Genomic DNA, 15,874 nt, shown 5'->3' on the forward strand with positions numbered 1-15,874 from the left:
AGGGCGCCTCGGCAAATAAATATTCGATGCAGAACAGACTGCGATTGACCCAGCTTGTTCACGCGCAACATTTTGTCGAGGTGCAATCAGCACCTCAAAGGTCGACTAATACGAAGGACTGGAACGGCATCGTCGGCGAAAACGCAGAGTTTAGCTGACAAACTCAAAGCTTCCGCCGTAAACCCAAACAACCTGCTGACCGATCAAAGGCCTGATAGGCGTGGCCGCCAGTAAAACGGATCAGTATCCTAGCACCCTCTCGCCCGCCGACGCTAAGACCAAGCGGGCAGCCCCAAAGGTTTAAAAACGAATGAATGCTCTAGCCCGCCGCGCTGCAGGCCTGCTGCTCAGCACAGTTTGTCTGCCCCTCTCGGCCCTGGCTGCCGATCCACAACCCACTCACGAATTCACCCTCGATAACGGCCTGAAGGTCGTCGTGCGCGAAGATCATCGTGCGCCGGTGGTGGTTTCCCAAGTCTGGTACAAGGTCGGCTCTAGCTACGAGACCCCGGGTCAGACCGGTTTGTCCCACGCCCTGGAACACATGATGTTCAAAGGCAGCGAGAAAGTCGGCCCCGGCGAAGCGTCGCTGATCCTGCGCGACCTCGGCGCCGAAGAGAACGCGTTCACCAGCGATGACTTCACGGCGTATTACCAGGTGCTGGCCCGCGACCGTCTGGGCGTGGCCTTCGAGCTGGAAGCCGACCGCATGGCCAGCCTGCGTCTGCCGGCCGACGAGTTCGCCCGCGAGATCGAAGTCATTAAAGAAGAACGTCGCCTGCGCACCGACGACAAGCCGATGTCCAAGGCCTACGAACGCTACAAGGCCATGGCTTACCCGGCCAGCGGTTACCACACGCCGACCATCGGCTGGATGGCTGACCTGGACCGCATGAAAGTCGAAGAGCTGCGCCACTGGTACCAATCCTGGTACGTGCCAAACAACGCCACGTTGGTGGTGGTGGGCGACGTGACCCCGGACGAGGTCAAAACCCTGGCCCAGCGCTATTTCGGCCCGATCGCCAAACGTGATGTGCCATCGGCGAAAATCCCGCTGGAACTGGCCGAACCCGGCGAACGGCAGATCACCCTGCATGTGAAGACCCAATTGCCAAGCCTGATGCTGGGTTTCAACGTGCCAAGCATCGCCACCGCAGAAGACAAACGCTCGGTCAACGCCTTGCGCCTGATCTCCGCCCTGCTCGACGGCGGCTACAGCGGACGTATCCCGACACAACTGGAGCGCGGCGAAGAGCTGGTGTCCGGCGGCTCGTCGAGCTACGACGCCTACACCAGGGGCGACAGCCTGTTCACCTTGTCGGCAACGCCCAATACCCAGAAAAAGAAAACCATGGCTCAGGCTGAAGCAGGCCTGTGGAAGCTGCTCGAACAGCTGAAAACCACCGCGCCGTCCGCTGAAGAACTGGAGCGTGTCCGCGCCCAGGTCATTGCCGGTCTGGTTTACGAGCGTGATTCGATCACCAGCCAGGCCACCGCCATTGGCCAACTGGAAACTGTCGGCCTGTCGTGGAAGCTGATGGACACCGAACTCGCCGAGCTGGAAAGCGTGACCCCGGAAGACATCCAGAAAGCCGCCAAGCTGTATTTCACCCGCGAACGTCTCAGCGTCGCCCATGTATTGCCAGAGGAGACGACTCATGAGTGAGCGTAAAAAACCGCGCCTGGCGCTGATTAGCTTGATCGCTGTCGCATTGATCGGGTCTGCCGCGTTTTACTTCTCGAAGACCGACGAATCCAAGGCCAGCGAAGCCCTCGACAAGGCCAAGGCCAGCCAGAAGCTGCAATCGCTGGCCGAACTCGACGGCAAAGCGCCAAGCCACCGCGCGCTGGACGTGCAGACCTGGAAAACCGCCGAGGGCGCCAAGGTGCTGTTTGTTGAAGCCCGGGAACTGCCGATGTTCGACATGCGCCTGATCTTCGCCGCCGGCAGCAGCCAGGACGGCGACGCACCTGGCCTCTCCGTGCTGACCAACGCCATGCTCAACGAAGGTGTGGCCGGCAAAGACGTTGGCGCCATCGCTCAGGGCTTCGAAGGCCTGGGCGCAGACTTTGGCAACGGCGCGTTTAAAGACATGGCATTGGCTTCGTTGCGCAGCCTCAGCGCCGCGGACAAACGCGAACCGGCCCTGAAGTTGTTCTCTGAAGTCGTCGGCAAACCGACCTTCCCGGCCGATTCCTTTGCGCGCATCAAGAACCAGATGCTCGCCGGTTTCGAGTACCAGAAGCAGAACCCCGGCAAACTTGCGAGCCTGGAGCTGATGAACCGTCTGTACGGCGATCACCCGTACGCGCACTCCAGCGACGGCACGGCGAAAACCGTTCCAGCGATCACACTGGCTCAACTGAAGGCGTTCCATGAGAAGGCCTACGCGGCTGGCAACGTGGTGATTGCGCTGGTGGGCGACCTGTCTCGTGCCGAGGCGGAGTCGATTGCTGCGCAAGTCTCCAGCGCGCTGCCAAAAGGCCCTGAGCTGGCGAGAATCCCGCAACCGGAAGAACCGAAAGCCAGCATCGGCCACATCGAGTTTCCGTCCAAGCAGACCAACCTGATGCTCGCGCAATTGGGCATCGACCGTGACGACCCGGACTACGCGGCACTGTCCTTGGGCAACCAGATTCTTGGCGGCGGTGGCTTCGGCACCCGGTTGATGAGCGAAGTGCGCGAGAAGCGCGGCCTGACTTATGGCGTGTATTCGGGCTTCACCCCGATGCAGGCACGCGGCCCGTTCATGATCAACCTGCAAACCCGCGCCGAGATGAGCGAAGGCACGCTGAAACTGGTGCAGGACGTGCTCGCCGACTACCTTAAAACCGGCCCGACCCAGAAAGAACTCGACGACGCCAAGCGCGAACTGGCCGGCAGCTTCCCGCTGTCCACCGCCAGTAACGCCGATATCGTCGGCCAACTCGGCGCCATGGGTTTTTACAACCTGCCGCTGAGCTATCTGGATGACTTCATGCGCGAGTCCCAGAGCCTGACGGTCGAACAGGTCAAAACCGCACTGAACAAACACTTGAGCACGGATAAAATGGTCATCGTCAGCGCTGGCCCGACCGTGCCGCAAAAGCCGTTACCGGCCCCAACTGATAAACCTGCCGAGCAACCGCTCGGGGTTCCGGAGCATTAATGGCCACTCGTCCTAAAAAACCCGTTCACAACGTCCATAACGGCGTGAACCAACTGCGCATTATCGGCGGCGAATGGGGCAGCCGGAAGCTGAGCTTCCCGGATGCACCGGGCCTGCGTCCGACGCCGGACCGGGTGCGTGAAACCCTGTTCAACTGGCTCGCGCCGTATGTCGCTGGCGCCAAGGTTCTGGACCCGTTCGCCGGCAGCGGCGCGTTGTTCCTCGAAGCCTTGTCCCGTGGCGCAGCCATGGGTCAGGCGCTGGACGCCAGTAACATCGCGGTCGCCAGCATCAAGGAACATCTGGGCACGCTGCGCTGCACCACCGGCCAGATTCAGACCGCCGATGCCCTGCGCTACCTGGAAACCCAGACAGCGACTGCTTACGACCTGGTGTTCCTCGATCCGCCGTTCAACCAGAACCTGTTGCCGGGCGTTTGCGCATTACTTGAAGAGCGTCAGTGGCTGGCCGATGAAGCCTGGATCTACACTGAAAGCGAGAATGCGCCATCGAGCCTTGGCTTACCAGGCAACTGGCGCCTGCACCGGGAGCAGAAATCCGGGCGGGTGTATTACGCGTTGTGGCAACGTATGGCAGAGATTGCCGGTTAATCAACCGGCCTGAAAAAGGTGCGCGCCTCAAGCGAGGCTCGCACCGCTGCATCGAGAACCATCGTGCCCCATCTGCCAGAACGCTTCACCCCGGCCTTCGGCCTCGGCAACCCGCACTTGCAAACCTTGTGGGGACCGCTGTGGCGCAAAACCACGCACATCGAACGCCAGCGCGAACGCTTGTGGCTTGAGGATGGCGACTTTCTCGACCTCGACTGGCACGGCCCGCACAGCGCCGATGCGCCACTGGTGCTGGTGTTGCACGGTCTGACCGGTTCTTCAAATTCGCCTTACGTGGCCGGAGTGCAGAAAGCACTGGGAGCTCAAGGCTGGGCCAGCGTCGCACTGAACTGGCGCGGCTGTTCGGGCGAGCCGAATCTGTTACCCCGCAGCTACCATTCCGGCGCCAGTGAAGACCTGGCCGAAACCATCAAACACCTGAAGGCCCAACGACCGCTCGCGCCGTTGTATGCGGTCGGCTATTCCCTGGGCGGCAATGTGTTGCTCAAGCACTTGGGCGAATCCGGCAGCAATAGCGGCGTGGTCGGTGCGGTGGCGGTGTCGGTGCCGTTTCGTCTCGATCAATGCGCCGACCGTATCGGCCAGGGTTTCTCCAAGGTCTATCAGGCGCATTTTATGCGGGAGATGGTGGCCTACATCAAGAACAAACAACGCCAGTTTCAACATGACGGGCGCGAGGATGGACTGGCGGCATTGGCCGCGCTGGGCTCTCTGGAGAACATGCGCACGTTCTGGGATTTCGATGGCCGGGTCACCGCGCCGCTGAACGGATTCGTCGATGCCAAGGATTACTATGACCGCGCCTCAAGTCGCTATTTCCTTGGCGAAATTCGTACGCCAACCCTGATCATTCAAGCGGCCGATGACCCGTTTATATTTCCTCATAGCCTGCCGCAAGCCGACGAATTGTCTGCCTGCACTCAATTCGAGTTACAGACCAAGGGTGGGCATGTCGGCTTCGTCGAGGGTTCGTTCAGGCAACCGGGTTACTACCTGGAACGCCGCATCCCGCAATGGCTGACCGCCGTGGGTCGTCAGTAAGGCCATGGCCGTCGATCAGGGCGAGTCGATCCGATTCTGGCAAACAGCACCGTTGGCCGGCGTCGAGTTATTGTCCGCACGCTACATCGAACACCGTTTCGCGCCCCATGTGCATGACGGTTACGTGATCGGCATGATCATGGCCGGCGCCCAGCGTTATCGCTATCGCGGCGCCGAACACCTGGCCGGTAGCGGCACGCTGGTGCTGATCAATCCGGACGAACTGCACACCGGCCATAAAGGTACGGAGGATGGTTGGTTGTATCGGGCGTTCTATCCGGACAGCGGGCAGATTCTCTCGCTGTTGGCGGAGCTGGAACTGCCGACCAACAACTTGCCGGCGTTTGGCGCGACGCTGTATCGCGATCCGGATCTGGTGAAGGGTTTCTGCCAACTGCATCGTCTACTGGAAAGTCCGTCCACTGCCTTGCAACAACAAACGGTCTGGCGGGAAATGATGCTGTCGCTGCTGCAACGGCACGCGGCCGTGCCGATTGCAGGCAAGCCGGGCAAGGAACATCGGGCGGTGACACTGGCCAAGGATCTACTTCAAGCACAATTGGCGACGCCGCCTTCGCTGGAAGAACTGGCAGCGGCGGTCAACCTTTCACCCTTCCACTTCGCCCGGGTGTTCCGCCGCGCCACGGGCATGCCGCCGCACACCTGGCTGATGCAGCAGCGCATCGCCCGGGCGCGGGCGTTGTTACAGAATGGTTGTTTGCCGCTGGAAGTGGCTACGCAGCTGGGATTTGCTGACCAGAGTCATCTGAGTCGGCAGTTCAAGCAGGTTTACGGCGTGGGACCGGGCGCGTATCGCAGCGCCCGGCTTTAGAATCAAAAGATCGCAGCCTGCGGCAGCTCCTACAGGTGTACACATTCCACTGTAGGAGCTGCCGCAGGCTGCGATCTTTTGATCTTCATTCGCCCTTGGCGACGCCCCGCGCAGGATCGTTGATCCACTCGCTCCATGAACCGGCATACAACGATCCCAACGGATAACCCGCCAGGCACAGCGCGAACAGGTTATGACAGGCCGTCACGCCAGAACCGCAGTACGCCACCAGATCGGTCGGCGAACGATCACCGAGCTTCTCGGCAAAACGCTGCTTGAGCTGATCGGCCGGCAGAAAACGCCCGTCGCTGCCCAGGTTGTCGGTGAACGCCGCACATTTCGCGCCGGGGATGTGCCCGGCGATCGGGTCGATCGGCTCTACTTCGCCCTTGAAACGCGGCAAGCCGCGGGCATCAAGCAGGGTCAGCGCGGGCTGGCCGAGACGTTGCTGGAGCTGTTCGGCGCTCAAGATCAGCGCGTTGTCCGGCGACCCCGTGAAGGTGCCCCGTTCAATCTGCGGCGCATCAAGACTCAGGGGCAAACCGGCCGCGTGCCAGGCCTTGAGCCCGCCATCCAGAATGAACACGCCGTCACGTTTACCCAGCCAGGCCAGCAACCACCAGGCCCGCGCCGCGTAGGCACCCGGACCGTCGTCGTACAAAATCACATCGCTGTCGGCGTTGACGCCCCAGGCTTGCAGACGTTCGATCAAGTCTTCAGGTTCAGGCAACGGATGACGCCCGGTCACACCCTTGATCACTGTCCCGCTCAAATCACGCTCAAGATCGGCGAAGCTCGACTCGGCAATATGCCCTTCGGCATAACTGCGCTGGCCGTAATCCGGGTCTTCGAGGGCAAAACGACAATCCAGAATCACCAGCCCCGGCTGCTCCTTTTTCAGGTCCAACGCTTGCGGGCTGATCAGTTGCGCAATGGGCATAACGGGCTCCTGTGATTAAGTCTGTTTTGAATCCTACTGCACTTCTTCCAGCGCTTGGGCCAGTGGCACGTAAAACTCCTCGAACAGGGCATTCACCGCATCGCGAGACTGATCCGTGACAAAACCCGCCTCAAGCACCAGCACCTGATACACACCACGTTTAATGGCCTGTTCGCTCAGGTGCTTGGAATTTTCACGTGTGGTGCAGAGAAAACGCACCCAGGACGTCAGGATGATCCAGGCATTGAGCGTCAGGGATTCGATCTGAACCTTGTCCATTTGCAGGATGCCGGCCTCGACGAAGCCCGCATAGATGTGCGTGCCATGGATCAGACAGCGCTGGGAAAAGCGCCGATAACGGGCGGCCAGCTCCGGGTCACTGTCGAGCAGGTGCTCCAGATCGCGGTGCAAAAACCGGTAGCGCCACATGGCGGCCAGCAATTCCTGAAGGTAGAAGCGCTTGTCTTCGACCGTGGCGGCACGACCCTGGGGCGGGCGCAGGAAGCTGTCCACCAGGCTTTCGTACTCACTGAACAGCACGGCGATGATCGCCTGCTTGTTGGGGAAGTGGTAGTACAGGTTGCCCGGGGAAATTTCCATGTGGGCAGCAATGTGGTTGGTGCTGATGCTGCGCTCACCCTGCTGATTGAACAGTTCCAGGCTGTTCTGCACGATGCGCTCGCTGGTTTTGATCCGAGGGGCCATGGCTTGGGCTTTAATTCAGAATGCGTTGACGGGCATCTTACGACCTAACCGCGAGTGGATAAAACAAAGCTGCGCCAGGGTGTCATTTGACTTTCTAGAGCACAGACTCTAAAACGTCCCTAATTACAATAAATCCGGAGCCGACCATGACTGCTGACATCGCCTACCTGCAGAACCTGCAGCAGCCCCTGGAAGAGCTCCAGACCCTGTTCGACGCCCAACGCGCGGCGTATGCCGCCAACCCGATGCCACCCGCCGCACAGCGCCAGCAATGGCTAAAAGCCCTGCGCGATCTGTTGAGTAATGAGCGTCAGGCACTGATCGATGCCATCAGCCAGGATTTCAGCCATCGCAGCGCCGATGAAACCCTGCTCGCCGAACTGATGCCCAGTCTGCACGGCATTCACTACGCCAGTCAGCACCTCAAAGGCTGGATGAAGGCGTCGAAGCGCAAGGTCGGGGTTGCCTTTCAACCCGCGGCGGCCAAAGTCGTTTATCAACCGTTGGGTGTGGTCGGGGTGATCGTGCCGTGGAACTACCCGCTGTATCTGGCCATCGGGCCATTGGTAGGCGCGTTGTCGGCAGGCAATCGGGTAATGCTCAAGCTCAGCGAATCGACCCCCGCCACCGGTTTGTTGCTCAAGGAACTGCTGGGCCGAATCTTCCCGCAAGACCTGGTCTGCGTGGTACTGGGCGAAGCCGATATCGGTGTCGCGTTCTCCAGATTGCGTTTCGATCACCTGCTGTTCACCGGCGCCACCAGCATCGGCAAACACGTGATGCGTGCAGCGGCCGAAAACCTGACCCCTGTAACCCTCGAACTCGGCGGTAAATCCCCGGCAATCGTGTCCCGCGACGTGCCGCTCAAGGATGCTGCCGAACGCATCGCCTTCGGCAAGACGCTCAACGCCGGACAGACCTGCGTGGCCCCGGACTATGTGCTGGTGCCGGAAGATCGCGTAGGCGCTTTCGTCGAAGCCTATCGTCAGGCGGTACGCGGGTTTTATCCGACCTTGACCGACAACCCGGACTACACCGCGATCATCAATGACCGACAATTGGCGCGCCTCAATGGCTACATCAGCGACGCCACCAGCAAGGGCGCGCTGCTGATTCCGCTGTTCGACAAGGGCCAGGGGCGTCGCATGAGCCACAGCCTGCTGCTCAACGTCAGCAACGACATGATGGTGATGCAGGACGAAATCTTCGGCCCGCTGTTGCCGATCGTTCCCTACAGGGATCTGGATCAGGCCTTCGCCTATATCAATGAAAGACCTCGTCCACTGGCCCTGTACTACTTTGGCTACGACAAGCGTGAGCAACACCGCGTACTTCACGAAACCCATTCCGGCGGCGTGTGCCTGAACGACACCCTGCTGCACGTCGCTCAGGACGATATGCCATTCGGCGGGATCGGCGCCTCGGGCATGGGCCATTACCACGGCCACGAAGGTTTTCTGACGTTCAGCAAAGCCAAAGGTGTGCTGATCAAACAGCGGTTCAATGCGGCGAAATTGATCTACCCGCCGTACGGAAAATCCATTCAGAAGCTGATTCAGAAGCTGTTTATCCGCTAACGATCATCTCCTTCGGGTAATAACAATAATGAGCCCAAGTCTGTCCGATACACCCGCGCTGTCACGGCGCGGCTTGCTTAAGTTCAGCCTGGGCGCCAGCGCTTTTCTCGCCACCGCCGGTTTGGGAGCGAGCCTCAGCGGTTGCTCATCGAGCATTCCGGCCAGCGGTTTCGCGATTCTGCGCAGCGGTGACTTGCTGTTTTTGCGGGCTCTGATTCCGGTGATGCTCGACGGCGCTGTGGCCGTCGAAAAGATGCCGGCGGCCGGCGGTGAAACCCTGCACTGCTTGGATAACGGCCTGAATCACCTGTCGCCGGAAATGCTCAAGCTCACCCAACAGTTATTCGATGTGCTGGGAATGGCCGTGACTCGCGGACCACTGACCGGGATCTGGGGCAGTTGGGAAAACGCCAGTGCCGACGATATCCGGTACTTTCTCGATCGCTGGGAAAACAGCTCGTTAAGTCTGCTGCGCATGGGCCATAGCTCGCTGCTGCAACTGGTGATGATGGCGTGGTACAGCCGGGCGGAATCGTGGGCGCATTGCGGGTATCCCGGGCCACCCACGGTCTGAAACCGAGTTGACCCTATCGCGAGCAAGCTCGGCTCCCACAGGGTTTGAGTCGTTCACAAAAGGGTGGCCCACCTCCAACCCTGTGGGAGCGAGCTTGCTCGCGATGGCGTCAGACGCCTCACCATCACATTAAAATAAGAAGAGAACCTGAAGATGCCCGTACCCGATCCGTTCCGCGAAGGCCTGGCCCGTGGCTGGAAAACCTATAACGGTTCACAACTGACCCAGGACCTGACCCTCGAAGCGGACGTGGCGATTATCGGCAGCGGCGCTGGCGGTGGCACCACCGCCGAAATCCTCAGCGCCGCGGGCTACAAGGTATTGCTGATCGAGGAAGGCCCGCTCAAGACCAGCAGCGACTTCAAGATGCTTGAAGACCAGGCCTACACCAGCCTCTATCAGGAAGGTATCGGCCGCATGAGCAAGGACGGCGCGATCACCATCCTTCAGGGCCGGGCGGTGGGCGGCACCACGCTGATCAACTGGACCTCAAGCTTTCGCACGCCGGACCCGACCCTCGACCACTGGGCCAAGGAACACGACGTCAAAGGCCACACGCCGGCCGAGATGGCGCCATGGTTCGAGAAAATGGAGCAACGCCTGGGCGTCGCCCCCTGGATGATCCCGCCCAACGCCAACAACGACGTGATCCGCAAAGGCTGCGAAAAACTCGGCTACGCCTGGCATGTGATCCCGCGCAATGTGCGTGGCTGCTGGAACCTCGGCTACTGCGGCATGGGTTGCCCGACCAATGCCAAGCAATCGATGCTGGTCACGACCATCCCGGCGACTTTGGAAAAAGGGGGCGAGTTGCTCTATCTGGCTCGCGCCGAAAAGCTCTTGATCAGCGGCGACAAGGTCACGGGCTTGCATTGCGTAGCGATGGACGACCGCTGCGTCGCACCTACCGGACACACGATCACGGTCAAGGCGCGGCATTACGTGCTGGCCGGGGGCGGGATCAACAGCCCGGCGCTGCTTATGCGCTCCGAGGCGCCGGATCCGCACAAACGGCTGGGCAAAAGGACTTTTCTACACTTGGTGAACATGTCGGCCGGGCTGTTCGACGAGGTGATCAACCCGTTCTATGGCGCGCCACAGTCGATCTATTCCGACCATTTCCAATGGCAGGACGGCACCACCGGAAAAATGTCTTACAAGCTCGAAGTGCCGCCGCTGCACCCGGCACTGGCCACGACCCTGCTCGGCGGTTTCGGCAAGGAAAACGCCCAACACATGGAAAACCTGCCCCACACCCACGCCATGTTGGCGTTGCTGCGGGACGGTTTCCACCCGGACAGCCCCGGCGGTAGCGTCGAATTACGCGGTGACGGCACGCCGGTGCTCGACTATCAGGTGTCACCCTATGCCTGGGACGGATTGCGTCGGGCGTTCCACAGCATGGCCGAGATCCAGTTCGCGGGCGGTGCCCATGCGGTGATGCCAATGCACGCCGACGCTCGCTACGTGAAAACCCTGGCCGAAGCGCGCACGCTGATCGACGGCCTGAGCCTTGAGCTGTACCGCACACGCCTGGGCAGCGCCCATGTGATGGGCGGTTGTGCCATGGGTGAAGACCCGAAAAACGCCGTGACTGACAGCCTCGGCCGGCATCATCAGTTAGGCAACCTCTCGATTCATGACGGCTCGCTGTTCCCCACCAGCATTGGCGCAAACCCGCAATTGTCGGTCTACGGGCTGACGGCGCAGCTGGCAACTTCTTTGGCCGAACGTTTGAAAAACCCATGAAAATGGAGAATATTCCAATCGTCTATAGTGCTTTCTTACCCAAAAGGCGACTTGGCCGACCGGGAAGGCTGCGATACCATCCGACTCCCCAACGGACTCCCGCCAGGACGACGCGATGAACCGAGTGTTGTACCCAGGTACCTTCGACCCTATTACCAAGGGCCATGGCGATCTGGTCGAACGCGCCGCGCGCCTGTTCGATCATGTGATCATCGCCGTCGCCGCCAGCCCGAAGAAAAACCCGTTGTTTCCCCTGGAACAACGTGTGGCGCTGGCCCGCGAGGTCACTAAACATCTGCCGAACGTTGAAGTCGTCGGCTTCTCGACATTGCTGGCGCATTTCGCCAAAGAGAAGAACGCCAACGTGTTCCTGCGTGGTTTGCGTGCGGTATCGGACTTCGAATACGAATTCCAGCTGGCCAACATGAACCGTCAGCTGGCACCGGATGTGGAAAGTCTGTTTCTTACCCCGTCCGAGCGTTATTCGTACATTTCCTCGACGCTGGTGCGTGAAATCGCAGCCCTGGGCGGCGATATCACCAAGTTTGTCCACCCTGCGGTGGCGGACGCCCTGAACGAACGCTTCAAAAAGTAGGAGCTGCCGCAGGCTGCGATCTTTTCCCCTTGATCGCGTCCGCGTGCACTGCGGGCGCCAATGCGGCACAATTGTGCGCATTGGTTTATTGCGCCCGGGCCTTCCGCCCTGGCTGGAGTTAGCATGTCCCTGATCATCACCGACGATTGCATCAACTGCGACGTCTGCGAACCCGAGTGCCCGAACGCCGCCATCTCCCAGGGCGAAGAGATCTACGTGATCGACCCGAACCTGTGCACCCAGTGCGTCGGCCACTACGACGAACCTCAGTGCCAGCAAGTGTGCCCGGTGGATTGCATTCCGCTGGACGAGGCGCATCCGGAGACTGAAGAGCAGTTGATGGAGAAGTACCGGATCATTACCGGCAAGGCTTGATTCAGATAGTTTTGTAGCGACTGTGCCGGCCTCATCGCGAGCAAGCTCGCTCCCACATTAGACCGCGATCAACTGTGGGAGCGAGCTTGCTCGCGATAGGGCCATCAGCCACACCAAAGAAGTAACTGACTTCACTCCCGCTGCTCAAACCCCTCCCCGATACACCCCAAACACCGCACGAACGCCGCTTTCGCCGGGTCGACCACCAACGCCTGCCCCGCATCGCCAACGCCGCCGCCCAACGCGGTAAACGGCAACGACACCACAAACACCCCGGCGCCGATCACTGTTGCCGCAACCAACAAAGGTCGGGCAATCAGCAAATCGCCGATCATGGCGTACGCCGGGGGATTCTGGATGGTGTAACGCGGATCGCCGCTGCCCGTGTTTGCTGCCAGCGCTGGCGCACCGACGCTCAGCAGCAAAACGACGACAACGGTTCGAAACAGGTTCATGGCACGGTCCTTGGGCTAGGCAATCAGAACACTGACTATAGACCCTGGGCGTATCAGCTCTGACAACGCGGGCAAAAGACGCTGGCGCGCTGCCCGAGCTTCACTTCCCGCAGCTCCGTGCCACAGACCTTGCAGGGCGCGCCGCCACGACCGTACACGAACAGCTCCTGCTGGAAATAACCCGGCTGACCGTCACCGCCGATAAAGTCGCGCAATGTGGTGCCGCCGCGCTCGATAGCGGCCGCCAGGATGCGTTTGATCTCGATCGCCAGTTTCAGATAACGCCCCCGAGAGATGCTCTTGGCCTCACGACGCGGGTCGATACCGGCGGCGAACAACGCTTCGGTTGCGTAGATATTGCCCACGCCAACCACCACTGCGTTGTCCATGATGAACGGCTTGACCGCCATGGATCGCCCGCGGGACTGCTGGAATAAGCGTTCGCCGTCGAACAGGTCGGTCAACGGCTCCGGCCCCAGGCGAATCAACAACTCATGGTTGAGTGGGTCAAGGCTCCAGAGCATCGCGCCAAACCGTCGCGGGTCGGTGTAACGCAAGGCCAGGCCGGATTCCAGTTCGATGTCCACATGCTCATGCTTGGCCACCGGCGTGCCGATTTCCACCAGACGCAGATTCCCCGACATCCCCAAATGGCTGATCAGCGTGCCGACTTCGGCATTGATCAGCAGGTACTTCGCGCGTCGCTCCACCAACACGATGCGCTGGCCAGACAGCCGCACATCCAGGTCTTCGGGAATGGGCCAGCGCAAGCGCCGCTCACGCACGATCACCCGGCTGACGCGCTGGCCTTCCAGGTGCGGCGCAATCCCGCGGCGAGTGGTTTCGACTTCAGGCAGTTCCGGCATGGTGCTCTCGAATCAGGCTGTACAACGCTCAGCGGTGAGCGCCAAGGTCACGAATCGTTTGTTTGAGGGTCTCGAAGTCGTAGTCCGAGAGGCCGACATAATCGAGAACCAGCGGTGCGATGCTGTCCCACTCGTGGTCATCACGCTGGTTGCCCAGCACTCGATAGGACGCACAAATGTGCTCGGCCATCTTCAGGATCGCCAGCAGGTTTTTCAGCTGGCTGTTGCGCGACGACTCATCGCTGAAAATCGCCAACGCATTGTGGTGATTGGCAATGGCGGCGGTCACATGCTCGGGCAGGCGCCAGGATTTGGCGGTGTAATAACCCACCACCGCATGATTGGTATTGAACACCCGATTCTCGGTATCCACCACCCGACATTCGGCGCTGGCATTGGCGTAGGCCTCTTCCAGAACGGTCATGTAGTTCGGGAAGCGCTGGAGCATCAGCGGCACGCCGCAGTCATGGAACAGACCCAGGGCGTACGCTTCATCGCCGGCCTGGGCGCCGATGCGCTTGGCCAGGGTCAGGCAGGTCATCGCCACGTCCTGAGCGGTATCCCAGAAACGATTCAAGGTGACGATGGTGTCGTCGTTCATCTCGCCCTTGATCGACTGCGCGTTGATCAGGTTGATGATCGAGCGGCTGCCCAGCAGATTTACTGCACGCTGAATCGAGGCGATCTTGTTGCTCAAGCCGTAATACGGCGAGTTGACGATTTTCAACAAGGCGCCAGAGAGGCCCGGGTCTTGGGAGATCAGCTTCGCGATCACCTCCAGATCCGGATCGGGCATGTACTGTTCCATCTGCAAATCCACCATGATTTGCGGCTGGGCCGGCACGCTGATGCCTTGCAGGGACTGTTGAATCTGTTCGGTAGTCAGCTCTGGGGACATAAATACACACTCTGGGACAGGCGGCGATTCTAACCCTTATAAAGTTGGATCCGACACCTTGGCCGGTCCATCGCCTGAAGTTTCAATGTCGGCAGCATATGAAATCGCCTTCGCGAGCAAGCTCGCTCCCACAGGGGAATGCATTCCAAATGTGGGAGCGAGCTTGCTCGCGAAGGCGTCATCAGCGTTTCATCGCCCGCCCAGCCCGCCACAACACTCAACACGCTATACTCCCGCTCTTTTTTCCGGAGCGACGTCATGTCCCTGCCTAGCCTGCGCCTCAAAGCCAACGCCGACCGTCGCCTGCGAAACGGCCACTTGTGGGTCTACAGCAACGAAATCGATGTAGCCGCTACTCCTTTGCACGGCTTCAAGGCCGGCGACCAGGCGATCCTCGAAGCAGCCAGCGGCAAGCCGCTGGGCATCGTTGCCATGAGCCCGAACAACCTGATCTGCGCCCGCCTCTTGTCGCGCGACATCAAGTTGCCGCTGGACAAGTCGCTGCTGGTGCATCGCCTGAACGTTGCCCTGTCCCTGCGCGATCGCCTGTTCGACAAGCCGTTCTATCGCCTGGTCTACGGCGATTCCGACCTGCTGCCAGGTCTGGTAGTCGACCGTTTCGGCGACATCCTGGTGGTACAGATCGCTTCGGCAACCATGGAAGCCCATAAAGAAGACGTGATCGCGGCGCTGACCCAAGTGATCAAGCCTAGCGGCATTCTGTTCAAGAACGACTCCGCTGCCCGTGATGCCGAAGGCCTCAACCGCTACGTCGAAACCGTGTTCGGCCTGGTGCCGGAGTGGGTTGCCCTGGAAGAAAACGGCGTGAAATTCGAAGCGCCCGTCATCCAGGGACAGAAAACCGGCTGGTTCTATGACCACCGCATGAACCGCGCGCGTCTGGCACCTTACGCCAAAGGCAAACGCGTTCTCGACCTGTACAGCTACATCGGTGGCTGGGGCGTGCAAGCTGCCGCTTTCGGCGCCAGTGAAGTGTTCTGCGTCGATGCGTCGGCCTTCGCCCTCGACGGCGTCGAGCGCAACGCCGCGCTGAATGGCTTCGCCGACAAGATGACCTGCATTGAAGGCGACGTGTTCGAAGCCCTGAAAGAGCTGAAAGCCAGCGAAGAGCGCTTCGACGTGATCGTTGCAGATCCTCCGGCGTTCATCAAACGCAAAAAAGACATGAAGAACGGTGAAGGTGCCTACCGTCGCCTGAACGAGCAAGCCATGCGCCTGCTCAGCAAGGACGGCATCCTGGTCAGCGCTTCGTGCTCGATGCACCTGCCGGAAGACGATCTGCAGAACATCCTGCTGACCAGCGCCCGTCACCTGGATCGCAATATCCAGATGCTGGAGCGCGGCGGTCAGGGCCCGGATCACCCGGTTCACCCGGCCATCGCCGAAACCCGCTACATCAAGAGCATCACCTGCCGTCTGCTGCCAAACAGCTGATTTCGCCGGTTTGACGGGGAGCCAACCGGCT

16 protein-coding genes are annotated in these 15,874 nt (G+C 60.3%); 11 read left to right on the forward strand and 5 right to left on the reverse strand.

From position 1 onward, the window contains the following. The first annotated feature begins 310 nt into the window (after positions 1 to 310). The 5 genes from ACA079_RS30585 to ACA079_RS30605 all read left to right on the forward strand — a co-directional run bounded on the left by ACA079_RS30585 (position 311) and on the right by ACA079_RS30605 (position 5,654). A complete protein-coding gene (locus ACA079_RS30585; protein WP_497701950.1) occupies positions 311 to 1,666 on the forward strand; it encodes a M16 family metallopeptidase in 1,356 nt (451 codons plus the stop codon). Then, positions 1,659 to 3,149, forward strand: a complete 1,491-nt coding sequence (locus tag ACA079_RS30590) for a M16 family metallopeptidase (protein ID WP_497701951.1) — start codon at positions 1,659 to 1,661, stop codon at positions 3,147 to 3,149. The genes ACA079_RS30585 and ACA079_RS30590 overlap by 8 nt, the downstream gene beginning before the upstream one ends. Next, positions 3,149 to 3,760: a 16S rRNA (guanine(966)-N(2))-methyltransferase RsmD gene (gene rsmD, locus ACA079_RS30595; RefSeq protein WP_033060498.1), complete on the forward strand. Its 612-nt coding sequence runs from the start codon at positions 3,149 to 3,151 to the stop codon at positions 3,758 to 3,760. The genes ACA079_RS30590 and rsmD overlap by 1 nt, the downstream gene beginning before the upstream one ends. A 63-nt stretch (positions 3,761 to 3,823) precedes the next feature. After that, positions 3,824 to 4,822, forward strand: a complete 999-nt coding sequence (locus ACA079_RS30600; protein ID WP_497701952.1) for a hydrolase — start codon at positions 3,824 to 3,826, stop codon at positions 4,820 to 4,822. A 4-nt stretch (positions 4,823 to 4,826) separates the two neighbouring features. Further along, a complete protein-coding gene (locus ACA079_RS30605) occupies positions 4,827 to 5,654 on the forward strand; it encodes an AraC family transcriptional regulator (RefSeq protein WP_497701953.1) in 828 nt (275 codons plus the stop codon). Positions 5,655 to 5,739: 85 nt separating this feature from the next. On the opposite strand, the gene ACA079_RS30610 is transcribed toward ACA079_RS30605, so the two are convergent. Both ACA079_RS30610 and ACA079_RS30615 read right to left on the reverse strand, forming a co-directional pair. After that, entirely contained in the window at positions 5,740 to 6,594 is an 855-nt protein-coding gene (locus ACA079_RS30610) for a sulfurtransferase (protein WP_497701954.1), read from the reverse strand. A 33-nt stretch (positions 6,595 to 6,627) separates the two neighbouring features. Further along, positions 6,628 to 7,299, reverse strand: coding sequence for a TetR/AcrR family transcriptional regulator (locus ACA079_RS30615; protein WP_497701955.1), 672 nt, complete (start codon positions 7,297 to 7,299; stop codon positions 6,628 to 6,630). A gap of 146 nt (positions 7,300 to 7,445) precedes the next feature. Here ACA079_RS30615 and ACA079_RS30620 point away from each other — a divergent pair, with 146 nt between their 5' ends. From ACA079_RS30620 to ACA079_RS30640, 5 genes are all read left to right on the forward strand, one after another. After that, on the forward strand, positions 7,446 to 8,876 hold the full coding sequence (locus ACA079_RS30620) for a coniferyl aldehyde dehydrogenase (RefSeq protein WP_497701956.1): 1,431 nt from the start codon (positions 7,446 to 7,448) through the stop codon (positions 8,874 to 8,876). Between the two features lie 28 nt (positions 8,877 to 8,904). Beyond that, positions 8,905 to 9,450: a twin-arginine translocation pathway signal protein gene (locus ACA079_RS30625; RefSeq protein ID WP_497701957.1), complete on the forward strand. Its 546-nt coding sequence runs from the start codon at positions 8,905 to 8,907 to the stop codon at positions 9,448 to 9,450. A 153-nt stretch (positions 9,451 to 9,603) separates the two neighbouring features. Next, the gene (locus tag ACA079_RS30630) at positions 9,604 to 11,199 is read left to right on the forward strand and encodes a GMC family oxidoreductase (protein ID WP_497701958.1); all 1,596 of its coding nucleotides are present in this window, start codon (positions 9,604 to 9,606) and stop codon (positions 11,197 to 11,199) included. Between the two features lie 115 nt (positions 11,200 to 11,314). Next, entirely contained in the window at positions 11,315 to 11,794 is a 480-nt protein-coding gene (gene coaD / locus ACA079_RS30635) for a pantetheine-phosphate adenylyltransferase (protein WP_008150570.1), read from the forward strand. A 123-nt stretch (positions 11,795 to 11,917) separates the two neighbouring features. After that, the gene (locus ACA079_RS30640) at positions 11,918 to 12,169 is read left to right on the forward strand and encodes a YfhL family 4Fe-4S dicluster ferredoxin (protein WP_038358877.1); all 252 of its coding nucleotides are present in this window, start codon (positions 11,918 to 11,920) and stop codon (positions 12,167 to 12,169) included. A 131-nt stretch (positions 12,170 to 12,300) separates the two neighbouring features. Here ACA079_RS30640 and ACA079_RS30645 read toward each other — a convergent pair whose 3' ends face one another. The 3 genes from ACA079_RS30645 to ACA079_RS30655 are packed head-to-tail and all read right to left on the reverse strand — an operon-like array spanning position 12,301 to position 14,334. Next, entirely contained in the window at positions 12,301 to 12,624 is a 324-nt protein-coding gene (locus ACA079_RS30645; protein ID WP_497701959.1) for a multidrug transporter, read from the reverse strand. Between the two features lie 53 nt (positions 12,625 to 12,677). Then, on the reverse strand, positions 12,678 to 13,490 hold the full coding sequence (mutM, locus tag ACA079_RS30650; RefSeq protein WP_008150567.1) for a bifunctional DNA-formamidopyrimidine glycosylase/DNA-(apurinic or apyrimidinic site) lyase: 813 nt from the start codon (positions 13,488 to 13,490) through the stop codon (positions 12,678 to 12,680). 28 nt (positions 13,491 to 13,518) lie between these two features. After that, entirely contained in the window at positions 13,519 to 14,334 is an 816-nt protein-coding gene (locus tag ACA079_RS30655; RefSeq protein WP_497704399.1) for an HDOD domain-containing protein, read from the reverse strand. Between the two features lie 312 nt (positions 14,335 to 14,646). On the opposite strand from ACA079_RS30655, the gene ACA079_RS30660 reads away from it, so the two are divergent. After that, positions 14,647 to 15,843, forward strand: a complete 1,197-nt coding sequence (locus ACA079_RS30660; protein WP_033060516.1) for a class I SAM-dependent rRNA methyltransferase — start codon at positions 14,647 to 14,649, stop codon at positions 15,841 to 15,843. The last annotated feature ends 31 nt before the right edge of the window (positions 15,844 to 15,874 follow it).

The sequence above is a fragment of the Pseudomonas sp. LBUM1645 genome, from assembly GCF_059716185.1.

Excerpts from the sequence above, each read along its gene's own strand:
- coaD (WP_008150570.1), top strand. The coding sequence starts at position 11,315 with ATGAACCGAGTGTTGTACCCAGGTACCTTCGACCCTATTACCAAGGGC.
- ACA079_RS30640 (WP_038358877.1), top strand. The coding sequence starts at position 11,918 with ATGTCCCTGATCATCACCGACGATTGCATCAACTGCGACGTCTGCGAA.
- ACA079_RS30610 (WP_497701954.1), bottom strand. The coding sequence starts at position 6,594 with ATGCCCATTGCGCAACTGATCAGCCCGCAAGCGTTGGACCTGAAAAAG.
- rsmD (WP_033060498.1), top strand. The coding sequence starts at position 3,149 with ATGGCCACTCGTCCTAAAAAACCCGTTCACAACGTCCATAACGGCGTG.
- ACA079_RS30590 (WP_497701951.1), top strand. The coding sequence starts at position 1,659 with ATGAGTGAGCGTAAAAAACCGCGCCTGGCGCTGATTAGCTTGATCGCT.
- ACA079_RS30585 (WP_497701950.1), top strand. The coding sequence starts at position 311 with ATGAATGCTCTAGCCCGCCGCGCTGCAGGCCTGCTGCTCAGCACAGTT.
- ACA079_RS30615 (WP_497701955.1), bottom strand. The coding sequence starts at position 7,299 with ATGGCCCCTCGGATCAAAACCAGCGAGCGCATCGTGCAGAACAGCCTG.
- ACA079_RS30645 (WP_497701959.1), bottom strand. The coding sequence starts at position 12,624 with ATGAACCTGTTTCGAACCGTTGTCGTCGTTTTGCTGCTGAGCGTCGGT.
- ACA079_RS30620 (WP_497701956.1), top strand. The coding sequence starts at position 7,446 with ATGACTGCTGACATCGCCTACCTGCAGAACCTGCAGCAGCCCCTGGAA.
- ACA079_RS30605 (WP_497701953.1), top strand. The coding sequence starts at position 4,827 with ATGGCCGTCGATCAGGGCGAGTCGATCCGATTCTGGCAAACAGCACCG.
- ACA079_RS30630 (WP_497701958.1), top strand. The coding sequence starts at position 9,604 with ATGCCCGTACCCGATCCGTTCCGCGAAGGCCTGGCCCGTGGCTGGAAA.
- ACA079_RS30625 (WP_497701957.1), top strand. The coding sequence starts at position 8,905 with ATGAGCCCAAGTCTGTCCGATACACCCGCGCTGTCACGGCGCGGCTTG.
- ACA079_RS30660 (WP_033060516.1), top strand. The coding sequence starts at position 14,647 with ATGTCCCTGCCTAGCCTGCGCCTCAAAGCCAACGCCGACCGTCGCCTG.
- mutM (WP_008150567.1), bottom strand. The coding sequence starts at position 13,490 with ATGCCGGAACTGCCTGAAGTCGAAACCACTCGCCGCGGGATTGCGCCG.